This window comes from Alcaligenes nematophilus (assembly GCF_026344155.1).
Taxonomy (GTDB): domain Bacteria; phylum Pseudomonadota; class Gammaproteobacteria; order Burkholderiales; family Burkholderiaceae_B; genus Alcaligenes; species Alcaligenes phenolicus.
The window spans coordinates 18,792-30,893 of the sequence record NZ_JAPKMZ010000005.1; the positions used below are offsets into that span (position 1 = coordinate 18,792).

A 12,102-nucleotide genomic window follows, 5' to 3' on the forward strand; every position below is an offset into this window, starting at 1 on the left:
TGATTATACGTACCTGACGAGTTCCCTACCATGCATGCTAGCCAGTATCACATTAATACCCTGAAAGAAGCGCCTACCGAGGCCGAAGTTGCCAGCCACCAGCTCATGACGCGCGCCGGCATGATCCGTAAAGCCGCCGGCGGTATCTATACCTATATGCCGATGGGCCTGCGCGTGCTGCGCAAGATTGAAAACATCATCCGTCAGGAAATGGACCGCTCCGGCGCCATTGAGCTGCTGATGCCAGTCGTCCAGCCTGCCGAACTCTGGGTAGAGTCGGGCCGTTGGGAAAAATATGGTGACGAACTGCTGCGAATCAAGGATCGCCACCAGCGCGACTTCGTGCTGCAGCCTACCTCCGAAGAAGTGATCACGGACATTGCCCGCAACGAAATCCACAGCTGGCGCCAGTTGCCCATCAACTTCTACCACATTCAAACCAAATTCCGTGACGAGCGCCGTCCCCGCTTTGGCTTGATGCGTGGCCGCGAATTCACCATGAAGGATGCTTACTCCTTCGACCGCAATGCCGAGGACGCCCAAGCCAGCTACGACAATATGTACGACGCCTACATGCGCATCTTTGGGCGCCTGGGCTTGAACTTCCGTGCCGTGGCCGCTGATACCGGCTCCATTGGCGGTTCGCGCAGCCATGAATTCCAGGTGATTGCCGATACCGGCGAAGACTTGCTGGTTTACAACCCTGACACCGACTACGCTGCCAATATCGAGCTGGCTCCCGCCCCTTGCCTGCTGGCCGAGCGTGCCGCTCCTGGCCAAGCCCTGGTCAAGACCGCCACGCCTGATGCTCCCAAGTGTGAACTGGTGGCCCAATTCCTGGGCTGTGACCTGAGCCAAACCGTCAAGTCGGTTGTGCTGGCAACGGACGTCGAAGAAGACGGCAAGACCAAGAGCACCGTCCACCTGCTGCTGGTTCGTGGCGACCATGAAGTCAACGACATCAAGGTTTCCAAGCTGGCCGGCTTTGAAAAAGGCCACCGTCTGGCCACGGAAGAGGAAATTGTGGCCACCTTTGGCTGCAAGCCCGGTTACCTCGGTCCGATCGGCACCCGTCAGCCTGTGCAAGTGATTGCCGACCTGACCGTAGCCAACATGAGCGACTTTGTGTGCGGTGCCAACGAAGAAGGCTTCCACTACACGGGCGTGAACTGGGGTCGTGACCTGCCCGAGCCCATCAAGGCAGACCTGCGCAACGTGGTTCACGGCGACCCAGCCCCCGAAGGCGGCAAGCTGGCCATCCAGCGCGGCATTGAAGTGGGTCACGTTTTCTTCCTGGGCGATGTCTACTCCAAGAAGCTGAACGCCACCTTTTTGGAAACTGATGGTAAACCGGCTGTCATGCAAATGGGTTGTTATGGCATTGGCGTCAGCCGTATTGCCGCTGCTGCCATTGAACAAAACCACGACGAACGCGGCATGATCTGGCCTCGTGCCCTAGCTCCTTTCGAAGTGGTGATCTGCCCGATCGGCTTTACCAAAAGCGATGCTGTGCGTCAGACTGCTACTGATCTGTACACCCAGCTCAAAGAGCAAGGTGTGGATGTCATTCTGGACGACCGCGACGCCCGCCCCGGCATCATGTTTGCCGACTGGGAGCTGATTGGTGTGCCACTGCGCATTACCATTGGCGAGCGCGGCCTGAAAGAAGGCATGGTTGAAATGCAGGCACGCCGTGACGCCAGTAGCACCAACGTGCCGGTGGACCAGATTGCCCAGGTCAGCCTGGAGCGTTTGGCCACGCTGTAAGGACTCCAAGCAGGGCTGGCCGTGCGCCATGCCCTGCCCGTCAACATAAACTCTTTTACGAACGACATGCTTAATGACAAGTGGGACACCCAGGCTCGGCTTGATATTCGCGTATATTACGAAGACACCGACGCTGGGGGGATCGTATATTACGCCAACTACCTGAAATTCTTTGAGCGTGCGCGCACAGAATGGCTCAGGAACCTGGGCGTAAACCAATCCGATGTGGCCGAGCAGAATCAACGCCTGTTCGTAGTCAAGAAGGTTGAAATACAATATCTCAAACCTGCCCGGCTCGATGATTTGATCTCGGTGCGCAGCCGTATTACCCAGCTGGGTTCGGCTACCATCCATTTCGAACAAGGTGCCCTGCGAGGTGAGGAACTGTTATGCCAAAGCACCATCCAAATTGTTTGCGTTGACGCCAACACGCTTCGTCCAAGCAAGCTGGACTCTGATTTACGTACCCTCTTGGAAAAGGTTCAGGACTGACCATGCAAGCTACTAGCGACCTGTCGCTGATTTCGCTACTTCTCGATGCCAGTATTCCCGTTCAGCTTGTCATGCTGATTCTGTTGGGAATCTCGATTCTCTCGTGGGCCTATATCTTCAGTAAACGGGCTGCACTTAAACGCACGCTGGAACAGACCCGCCGCTTTGAGGACGACTTCTGGGCAGGTGGCGATCTGGCCGTGCTTCAGCAATCCATTTCCTCGCGTCGCGCCGAACACGGTGCACTGGCCCGTATTTTTGAAGCCGGCATGACCGAATTCATCAAGGCCCGTCGCAGCCAAAGCTCGGGCCCAGCCCTGCTGGACGGTCCACGCCGTGCCATGCGCGCCAGCTACCAGCGCGAAATGGACACACTGGAAACACACCTGAACTTCCTGGCCTCTGCCGGGTCGGTCAGCCCTTACATCGGGCTGCTGGGTACCGTCTGGGGGATCATGCACGCCTTTATCGGTTTGTCCGGCATGCAGCAGGCCACCCTGGCCTCGGTGGCTCCCGGTATCGCCGAAGCCCTGATCGCCACAGCTATCGGTCTGTTTGCCGCTATCCCTGCCGTGGTTGCCTACAACCGCTTTACCAACGAGCTCGATCGTATCTCGATCCGCTTTGACAGCTTTATCGACGAATTCCTGAACATCTTGCAGCGGCAGGTGAACTGATGCCATCGATGCGTGGAAGCACCGGCCGTCACGGCCGGCGCATGAAAAATGAAATCAACGTCGTCCCTTATATCGACGTGATGCTGGTGCTGCTGGTGATCTTCATGGTCACCGCTCCCATGATTACCCCCGGTCTGGTGGAATTGCCTTCGGTAGGCCAAGCCTCCGAAGTGCCTGCCAAGCCGGTGGAAATCCAGGTTGATAAGGACGGCAAACTGGCCATTCGCTTGCGCGATGCGGGCTCCGAGTTCATGAACATCGAAAAGTCCACACTGCTCAATGAAGTGCGCTCGCGTATGGAGGCCGACAGCCCGGTTGTCATTGCCGCCGACGGCAAGGTTCCCTACGAGACCGTCATGGGCTTGATGGATGAACTGCGCTCCAATGGCATTAACCGCCTGGGTCTGATCGTCGATCGCAACAGCGATCCTGACGCTCGCAAATAACCTCTGGCCGGATAGCGTGCTCGCCGTCCGGCGCGAAAAACCTGAACTGAATGAAGCACAGAACACGCAATACCCGCAATCAGGCGCTGCGCTCGCCTGAGCAAAAGGAAGATCGGCGCGGCTTGCTCATCGCCCTGGGTCTGCACGGGCTGTTGCTGCTCGCCATTTTGGCGGGAGCCCTTTTTTCTGCGCCCAAGACCCCCAATGCGGTGCAGGTCGAATTGTGGATGGACGGTGTCGCACCCGATGCGGCCGTCAATGCTGATCCCGAAGCCCCCGAGGCCGAACCCGAGCCGCAGCCTGAGCCTGAGCCGGCTCCAGAGCCAGAACCCAAGCCCGAGCCCAAACCTGAACCTCCTCAGGCTGCCAAGCCGCCTCCAGAGCCTGAAAAGGTCACCCCACCTGCTGAACCTGAGGTTGATCCCGAAATCGCCCTGGAGCAGGCTCGCAAGGAACGCGAGAAGAAAGAGCGTGAAGAAAAGCTGGAACAGGAGCGTCAGGAGAAACAGCGTCAGGACAAGCTAGCTGCTGAACGTCGCGAACGCGAACAAAAGGAAAAGCAGGAACAGGAACGCAAGGAAAAAGCTGAAGCTGAAGCCAAAGCCAAGGCAGACGCAGAGCGCAAGGCTAAAGCAGAAGCCGACGCGAAAGCCAAGGCCGATGCCGAACGCAAGGCCAAAGCCGATGCAGAAGCCAAAGCCAAGGCGGATGCCGAAGCTAAAGCCAAAGCAGACGCGGAACGTAAAGCCCGTGCCGAGGCCGCCGCCAAAGCCCGTGCCGATGCCGAGCGCAAGGCCAAGGAAGAAGCATTCCGCCGTGCCATGCGTGAAGGTGCCCCCGGACGTGCCGGTGGTACAGCAGACCGCAACCAGGCCGGAGGCGGTGGTGGTGACGGTGGCTACGCCGCCAAGGTGCGCGCTTGCGTGCAGCCTGGCGTGGTCTACAGCACCCCTGCCCGCTCTGAAGTACGTGGCAACCCTGCACTGCAGTACCGCGTGGACCTGAATGCCGATGGCACGCCTAACCGCGTTCAAATCAAACGATCGTCCGGCATCGCGCAGTTCGATGATGCCGTATCCAAGGGTCTTGCCCGTTGCAGCCCTTTCCCCAAACCGCCTAGCGGGCAGTATCCATCGTATATTGATGGCGAATACCGCATGTTCGATTAATCAGGAGATTGCATAATGACCGCCGCTACCCCAGCCCTGGCGACCTTAGGTCGTCATTGGCGCGCCACGGCCACTGGAGCGTTTGCCCTGGCCGCTGGCATGTTCGCCAGCCAACCGGCCCAGGCCCAACTGCGGGTCGATATATCGGGTGTGGGTGCTACCCAGTACCCCATCGCGATCGCCGATTTTGCTGACAACCCAGCCAGCCAATCGCTAGCTGAAGTTATCCGTGCCGACCTGACCCGTTCGGGTCAATTCCAATTGATCAATGCCACTGGTGCTGGTCTGAATGCAGAAAGCACGATTGCCTACGACGAATGGCGCAATCGCGGTGCCGATTACCTGGCCTATGGTTCGGTTGCCCAGACCGGCGGCCAATATTCCATCAGCTATCGCCTGGTGGATTCGGTCCGTCAAACACAACTGGATGGGGTGGCTTTTGCGGGCAGTGAAAAAGAACTGCGCCGTATTTCCCACCAGATTGCAGACCGGATTTATGAAAAAATTACCGGCGTGCGCGGTGTTTTTTCGACTCGACTGGCCTACGTGTTGCAAACAGGCAACAACTACGAGTTACAAATTGCTGACGCGGACGGGCAAAATCCGCAAGTAATGTTGCGTTCTCGACACTCAATCATCTCCCCAGCTTGGTCTCCTGACGGTAAAAAGCTGGCTTATGTGAGCTTCGAAAACGACAAACCTGTTGTATATGTGCAAACTTTGGCCACCGGTCACCGCGAACCGTTAGCTAATTTCAAGGGTAATAACAGTAGTCCCGCATGGGCTCCCAACGGCAATCAGGTCGCTGTTGTGCTCTCCAGAGACGGTATTTCGCAGATTTACACGCTAAATACGGACGGCTCCGGATTGCGCCGCGTGATGCGTTCTCCCTTGATCGATACTGAACCGAGTTTTATGCCCGATGGCAACTCCCTTGTATTTGTGAGCGATCGTGGTGGCGCTCCCAATATTTACAAAGTAAGCCTGGGTGGTGACGATGCACAGCGCATTACCTTCAACGGGAGTTACAATATTTCACCGGAGGTCTCTGCAGACGGTACTAGGCTTGTATACGTCACACGCAGAAACGGTGCTTTCCGAATTGCCACTCAAGATATGGCATCAGGAGCTGAGCAACTGCTGACGACAGGTCCCGACGATCAGTCTCCGAGTTTCGCCCCTAATGGGATGCAGATCTTATATAGTTCTGTTCAGGGGGGCCGCAGTGTCCTAGCTGTGACATCCGTGGACGGTCGCGTTCGTCAGACCCTCTCGTCTTTGAATGGCAAAGTACGCGAACCCACCTGGGGACCATTTACCAACTGACATCCTGTGTGACTCTTTTTCAAAAGGAATTCAAATGAGCTCGCGCATTCTTAAAAGTCTTACCCTCGCCGTTATGGCTGCCGCCCTTGCTGCTTGCAGCTCGGTTCCTCTGGATCAATCTGGCTCCGGTTCAACCGGCGGTACAGGATCGGACTCTGCCAGCGCAGGCCAGATCATGGACCCCTTCAACCCTCAAAGCCCACTGGCACAACAACGCTCGGTGTTCTTTGACTACGACAGCTACGTGGTTAACGACCAGTACCGTGGCCTGGTAGAAATGCACGCTTCGTACCTGAGCAGCCATCCTCAGCAAACCGTACGCATCGAAGGTAATACCGACGAGCGCGGTGGTGCCGAGTACAACTTGGCTCTGGGTCAGCGTCGTTCCGACGCCGTGGCACGCATGCTGGGTCTGCTGGGCGTAAGCAACAGCCAGATCGAAGCTGTGAGCTTTGGTAAAGAGCGTCCAAAAGCATTGGGTAACACCGAAGCTGATTACGCTGAAAACCGTCGCGCAGACATCGTTTACCAACGATAATTTCTGCATCGACCAAGTGGTTCCGACGCCGTGGCGGTTGTTAACGCCGCGGCGTTTTTTATCGGCGCTGTGCCCGATCCACTGAAAATTCGTTATGCTGGACAGCGGGCTCGCCAGGCCGGCACAAAGCCCCCAGATCACAGCCCCCAACAGAGGGGAAACCGGCAGGTGAGGAGCCTGCGCATTGCGGATGCACATTTTTTAACGGACTTCACTATGCACGCTTATAAAAAGCCTTTTCGTCTCGCGACCGTTGCCCTGTTCGCTACGGCCGCCCTGTTCGCCAGCCTGCCGGCCAAGGCCTTTGCCGATGACGAGGCCCGACGCGCCATTTTGGAGCTGCGGCAGCAAATTCGTCAGATGAACGAGCAAAACACCCAGGCTCGCCTGCAATTGGCTGATCAAATTGATACCCTGCGCTCCGAAGTGGTGTCGCTGCGCGGCCAGGTAGAAAAACTGAGCTGGCAAGCCAGCGGCCAAGGCCAGGCCAATAGCCCGGCTCCCGGCCAGCAAAGCCCTCATGCCGCCGACCCACAAGAACAAGCCGTCTTTGATAGTGCCATGGACGCTTACCGCGCTGGCCAATACAAGCCCGCCGCCGATGCCTTTGCCGGCTTTCTGGCCGCCTACCCATCCAGCGTTCTGGCTGACGAAGTGCGCTTTTACGAAGGCAGCAGCCTGTACGCTGTCAAAAGCTTCAAGACCTCCATTCAGAAACTCCAGGCTTTTGTGAAGGCCTCCCCACAAAGCCCACGCGCGGCTGATGCCCTGATGGTGACAGCCTCCAGCCAGATCGAACTGAACGATCTGAGCGGTGCCAAAACCACCTTGCAGCGTATCGTCAAGGACTACCCACAATCCGAGGCAGCCGAGACCGCGCGCAGCCGCTTGAAATTGCTGGAATAATCACCCAGCGCGCAGTGCCACAAGGACCGGGTTCAGACCCGGTCTGTTTTTTTCAGGTGGCCCATCCTTGCCTGACCTCTACTGCTTGCCATGACAAACCCTTTTGCCGATTTCTCCACGCTTGAACTGACCGCGCAAGGCTATCGCCACACCTTTGTGGATCAGGGACAAGGCGCACCCGTTTTGCTGATCCACGGTTCCCTGTGCGACTGGCGCTACTGGCGCTGGCAGATCCCCGCCTTTGCTACCCAGTATCGGGTTCTGGCTCCCAGCCTGCGCTCCTACTGGCCCGGAGCACCCAGCCCCGGCCACTTCAGTACGGCGCAACACGCCCAGGACCTGCAGGCCCTGCTGGATCAGCATATTCCTGATGAGAAAGTGCATATCGTGGGGCACTCTCGCGGTGGTCATGTAGCCCTGCTGCTGGCTCAAAGAATGCCCGAGCAGGTGGCCAGCCTGACCCTGGCGGATCCCGGCTTTCCGACTCCCGGTGCCTACTCCTATGCTCCCTTGTTCCAGCAAGTGGCCGAACGCCTGGAACAGGGCGACCGCGATGGTGCCATGGCTTTGTTTGTGGATACGGTCAATGGCTCGGGGACGTGGAAGCAAATGACACGCTGGTTCCGCGAGATGATTCAGGACAACGCCCACACCATGTTGGATCAGCAGCAAGAGCCCAATCAAGGTCCGGACCTGGAGTGGCTCAAGCAGATGAAGGCGCCCTTAAGTTTCATCACAGGCGAAAACAGCCCCACACGCTATCACCATTGCATGGACATCATTCGTCAGCACCGACGCGAAAACCAGATGCATCGCATCCCGCTGGCTGCCCACGGTATGAATCTGGCCAATCCCAAGGCGTTCAACCAGGCGGTACTGGACGCGCTGCAAGCCTGAAGCCCAATGCAAAACTGGCCGCATCCAGCGGCCAGTTCCCAGTCTCTATCCAAACGCTAATTACGTTTAATAAGCCTGTGTCTTGGCAGGTCGCAACTCGCACTCGGCCTGGACCTGAGTATCGTCCGACAGATGAATGCTCAAGATAATGCGCTCCCCCAGGGCCAAGTCTTCTTTGGCCTGACCCAGCATCACGTGGAAAGCCCCCGGCTTCAGGCTTAATACTCCCCCTGCCGGGATCTCCACCTCGGAGACATGCGACATGCGCGCCATCCCCTCGCTCTCGCTAGTTTGATGCAACATCACATGCCCAAAGGACAATGAGCTGGCTCCTGTCACGGCTACGGACTGCTCACCCTTGTTCTCCAGTTCCAGATAGGCGGCGGAAGGTGTGGGCTCGGGCATCATGCGCACCCAGCATTGGCTGGCATGGACCTGCGTGCTCAAGGCGCGTACCGGTTCGGGCGTGCCATGACCATGGCCTCCATGCCCCTGTGCCATCACGGTGCCGGTTGATGCCAGCAAACTCAAGGCAAACACAATTGCGCTGCGTTTCATGATGCTCCTCGCTTCTTGTTGATCGATTGGAATGGGTCCAGTCCTGAACAGCCGGGCGCCGAACTACCCCGATACGCGGGACGATCTGATACAGTACCAGCCAGTATGCCCTTCTTACAACGGCCTTCTTTTCAGTGACGACGTCATGACCAGCACACACTCTGCACCCGAGCCTAAAATCGATATTGTCCAGTTTCGTGATCTTCTAGAGCGTCTGCATCCCTTTGCCGCCGTTTTGGGTATTGATGTTGTCCACATAGGCCACGACAACGCCTGTTTGCGCTTGCCCGAGCGCAACGCCCACCAGCGCATGGGCGGCATGGTGGCAGGCCCCATGCTGATGGGGCTGGCTGATCTGGCCTTGTATGCCGCTGTAGTCGGAGCCACGGGCAACCCCGATGCTGTCACCTCCAGCCTGACCATCAATTTCCTGCGCAAGGCCCCTCCCGGCGATATTCTGGCTCATGCCCGGATTCACAAGACCGGCCGTACCTGCGCGGGCGATGTGCTGCTGGAACCGGCCAACGGTGGCCCGGCAGTCGCACAAGTTATCAGCACCTGGTCCCTGCCTCGCGCCAAATAAACCATGTTTGCAAAGTCTCAAACTACCAGCCCGAGCCAGCTCTGGTTGGCGGAGCTGCAATCCTCCCTGCGATTGGGCGGCCCTCTGATTCTGACCAACCTGGCTCAAGTCAGCCTGTTGGCAACCAACCTGATTTACATGGGCCGACTGGGCCCTGATGAGCTGGCTGCCGGTTCACTGTCCGCCAGTCTGTATCAGGCCTTCATGATTTTCAGCATGGGGCTGGTGTCCGCTGTCGTTCCCATGCTGGCCACAACGCTGGGCCGACGACTGCGCAATGTACGCGAATCCCAGCAAATCATCCGTCACGGATTTCTGACGGCTTTACTGATTACCCTGCCTGCCTGGATTGTGTTGTGGAATGCCGAGCATATCTTGCTGATGATGGGCCAGGACCCCGTTGTCGCGGCGCGCTCGGTGACCTATATGCACACCCTGCAATGGGCTTTGCTGCCCTATCTGGGTTACATCGTGCTGCGCTCCTTCTTGGCCGCCATGGAAAAGCCGGGATGGACTTTGGCGGTGGCCATCACCGCGATCGGTATCAATGCCGTGCTGGGCTGGCTCCTGGTCTTTGGCAATCTGGGCATGCCCGCCATGGGACTGGCAGGCGCAGGTCTGGCCACCACCTTGTCCAGCATCTTCATGTTCGCAGGTTTAAGCTGGGTGGTACTGCGCGATCCGCGCTTCCGACGCTACTACCTGTTCAACGATGCCTGGCAGTGGAGTGTGAAGCGTCTGTGGAAAATGTGGGCGCTGGGCATCCCCATTGCGATTACCTTCACCCTGGAAACCCTGGTGTTTTACGCCGCCGTCATGATGATGGGCGTACTGGGGCAATCTGATCTGGCCGCACACGCGATTGCCATGCAGATCTGCTCGGTGTCCTACATGATTCCTTTGGGCTTCAGTCAGGTTGCCACTATCCGTGTGGGGCTGGCTGCAGGCCGGGTCGATCCTTTGGGTGCCCGCCGTGCCGGCTGGATTTCCTACATTCTGGGGGTGGGCTTCATGGGGCTGGCGGCTCTGGTATTCTGGTTCGCCCCCTTGACCCTGATTGGCCTGTTTCTGGATCTGGATGTCGCCGAAAACCAGGCCGTTATTCAGTTGGCCATTACCTTCCTGGCGCTGGCGGCGCTGTTTCAGATCAGTGATGGTGCTCAGGCCGTGGCTGCAGGGATGCTACGCGGCCTGCATGACACGCGCATACCCATGCTGCTGGCCTTGCTAGGGTATTGGGTGCTGGGCGTTCCTACGGGCTCTTTGTTGGCCTTCCAGTTCAATATGGGTGGGATGGGAATCTGGATCGGGCTGGTGACAGGTTTGTCCGTAGTTGCCGTGCTGATGACGCTGCGCTGGATGCGGGCATCGACACGCTTGGGCCGCAAGCGGCCTGCACAGGCAGCATAGTTCTGAGGTCGGTTCCATAGATCAATTTTGCATGGCGACTCTGTATTGCAGCTCTGTGCGTCAGCTTTGTCTTCCTGAACGGATGACAAACCAGCCCCGGAACAAACACCGAACAAGCTCGGGCTTGATCCCAGCAGCAGCCTGAAAAGCCACACGGGCCACTTATAACAAAGCCCCGTGTCGGAGAGTCCGACACGGGGCTTTGTTTATCTACAGACTGCGGGGCAGCTTACTGCTTGGGCAGTTTGCTGGCCACGCCTTCCACGTAGTAATCCATGCGGTTCAAGGCATCGTCATCCAGGAAACCGGATTCCAGACGCACCTTGCCATCGTTGTCCTTGATAGGAGCGGCAAAGGGTTGCAGTGTGCCAGCCACGATCTCGGCCTGTTTGGCCAGAACGAACTCTTTCACGTCAGCCGGCACTTCAGGACCGAAGCCTTCCAAAGCAGCCATACCGGACTTCAGACCACCCCAGGTGCTGTCGTTCTGCCATTTGCCATCCAGAACTTCAGTGGCTTTGCGAGTGAAGTAATCACCCCAGTGGTGGGTCACGGCAGCCAGTTGAGCTTTAGGGCCGAACTTGCTCATGTCGGAGTGGTAGGCAATCGCGTACTTGCCAGCTTCTTCAGCCGCTTGCACGGTGGCGGTGGAGTCGGTGTGGTGAGTCACCACGTCCGCGCCCTGTCCCAGCAGCGTGACCGCTGCGTCACGCTCTTTACCTGGGTCGTACCAGCTATTGGCCCAAACCACGCGCACTTGGGCTTCGGGGTTCACGCTCTTCAAACCGATGGCAAAGGCGTTGATGCCTTGCAGCACTTCAGGAATGGGGTGAGCACCCACGTAACCGACCACATTGGACTTGGTCATCTTGCCGGCCAATACGCCAGCCAGGTAACGGGACTCGTAGAAACGGGCGTTGGTGGTGGCCACGTTAGGAGCCGTCTTGTAGCCGGTGGAGTGCACGAACTTCACGTCTGGAAACTGCTTGGCCACTTTCTGCGTCTGGTTCATGTAGCCAAACGAAGTGGTGAAGATCAGCTTGTTGCCTTGCTGGGCCAGATCGCGAATGACGCGCTCTGCGTCTGCACCTTCAGGCACGTTTTCTACGTACTGAGTGACCACGCGGCCTTTCAGGGCCTCTTCCATTTCACGACGGCCAATGTCTTGCTGCCAAGTCCAACCGGCTTCACCGATAGGGCTGACATACACAAAACCGATTTTCAGGGGTTCTTGATCGTTTGCCTGAGCGGACACAGGCAAGGCGGCCAGGGGGGAAGCGATGGCAGCGGCCAAAAGAGCCTTGCGCATAAAGTTTCCAGTCATGTCAGTCCT

At 57.8% G+C, this 12,102-nt stretch carries 13 protein-coding genes; 11 read left to right on the forward strand and 2 right to left on the reverse strand.

Features of this window, described 5'->3' with window-relative positions:
• Window positions 1-30 precede the first annotated feature (30 nt).
• The 9 genes from OSH04_RS13795 to OSH04_RS13835 all read left to right on the forward strand — a co-directional run bounded on the left by OSH04_RS13795 (window position 31) and on the right by OSH04_RS13835 (window position 8,218).
• Entirely contained in the window at window positions 31-1,767 is a 1,737-nt protein-coding gene (locus OSH04_RS13795) for a proline--tRNA ligase (protein ID WP_060186622.1), read from the forward strand.
• 66 nt (window positions 1,768-1,833) lie between these two features.
• Window positions 1,834-2,259, forward strand: a complete 426-nt coding sequence (gene ybgC, locus OSH04_RS13800) for a tol-pal system-associated acyl-CoA thioesterase (RefSeq protein WP_035273401.1) — start codon at window positions 1,834-1,836, stop codon at window positions 2,257-2,259.
• Between the two features lie 2 nt (window positions 2,260-2,261).
• The gene (tolQ, locus tag OSH04_RS13805; protein ID WP_009454887.1) at window positions 2,262-2,936 is read left to right on the forward strand and encodes a protein TolQ; all 675 of its coding nucleotides are present in this window, start codon (window positions 2,262-2,264) and stop codon (window positions 2,934-2,936) included.
• A complete protein-coding gene (tolR, locus tag OSH04_RS13810; protein ID WP_035273311.1) occupies window positions 2,936-3,382 on the forward strand; it encodes a protein TolR in 447 nt (148 codons plus the stop codon). Before tolQ ends, tolR begins: the two co-directional genes overlap by 1 nt.
• A gap of 50 nt (window positions 3,383-3,432) precedes the next feature.
• Window positions 3,433-4,551 (forward strand): cell envelope integrity protein TolA, encoded by a 1,119-nt coding sequence (tolA, locus tag OSH04_RS13815; RefSeq protein ID WP_266108697.1) that lies wholly within the window; start codon window positions 3,433-3,435, stop codon window positions 4,549-4,551.
• Between the two features lie 15 nt (window positions 4,552-4,566).
• Complete coding sequence (tolB, locus tag OSH04_RS13820; RefSeq protein ID WP_009454880.1) at window positions 4,567-5,877, forward strand: Tol-Pal system beta propeller repeat protein TolB; 1,311 nt, start codon at window positions 4,567-4,569, stop codon at window positions 5,875-5,877.
• A gap of 34 nt (window positions 5,878-5,911) precedes the next feature.
• Complete coding sequence (gene pal / locus OSH04_RS13825; RefSeq protein WP_009454878.1) at window positions 5,912-6,415, forward strand: peptidoglycan-associated lipoprotein Pal; 504 nt, start codon at window positions 5,912-5,914, stop codon at window positions 6,413-6,415.
• 216 nt (window positions 6,416-6,631) lie between these two features.
• Complete coding sequence (gene ybgF / locus OSH04_RS13830; protein WP_022983212.1) at window positions 6,632-7,321, forward strand: tol-pal system protein YbgF; 690 nt, start codon at window positions 6,632-6,634, stop codon at window positions 7,319-7,321.
• 90 nt (window positions 7,322-7,411) lie between these two features.
• Complete coding sequence (locus OSH04_RS13835; RefSeq protein ID WP_266108699.1) at window positions 7,412-8,218, forward strand: alpha/beta fold hydrolase; 807 nt, start codon at window positions 7,412-7,414, stop codon at window positions 8,216-8,218.
• A gap of 66 nt (window positions 8,219-8,284) precedes the next feature.
• Here OSH04_RS13835 and OSH04_RS13840 read toward each other — a convergent pair whose 3' ends face one another.
• A complete protein-coding gene (locus tag OSH04_RS13840) occupies window positions 8,285-8,776 on the reverse strand; it encodes a copper chaperone PCu(A)C (RefSeq protein WP_009454874.1) in 492 nt (163 codons plus the stop codon).
• A 145-nt stretch (window positions 8,777-8,921) separates the two neighbouring features.
• On the opposite strand from OSH04_RS13840, the gene OSH04_RS13845 reads away from it, so the two are divergent.
• Together OSH04_RS13845 and OSH04_RS13850 are read left to right on the forward strand one after the other, a co-directional pair.
• Complete coding sequence (locus OSH04_RS13845) at window positions 8,922-9,359, forward strand: PaaI family thioesterase (protein ID WP_035273402.1); 438 nt, start codon at window positions 8,922-8,924, stop codon at window positions 9,357-9,359.
• Window positions 9,360-9,362: 3 nt separating this feature from the next.
• Window positions 9,363-10,769 carry an MATE family efflux transporter gene (locus OSH04_RS13850; RefSeq protein ID WP_035273323.1) on the forward strand — a complete coding sequence of 469 codons (1,407 nt, stop codon included), beginning with the start codon at window positions 9,363-9,365 and terminating at the stop codon, window positions 10,767-10,769.
• Window positions 10,770-10,998: 229 nt separating this feature from the next.
• Here the strand turns inward: OSH04_RS13850 and OSH04_RS13855 are convergent, their stop codons facing one another.
• On the reverse strand, window positions 10,999-12,078 hold the full coding sequence (locus OSH04_RS13855) for a BMP family ABC transporter substrate-binding protein (protein WP_009454862.1): 1,080 nt from the start codon (window positions 12,076-12,078) through the stop codon (window positions 10,999-11,001).
• Window positions 12,079-12,102 lie beyond the last annotated feature (24 nt).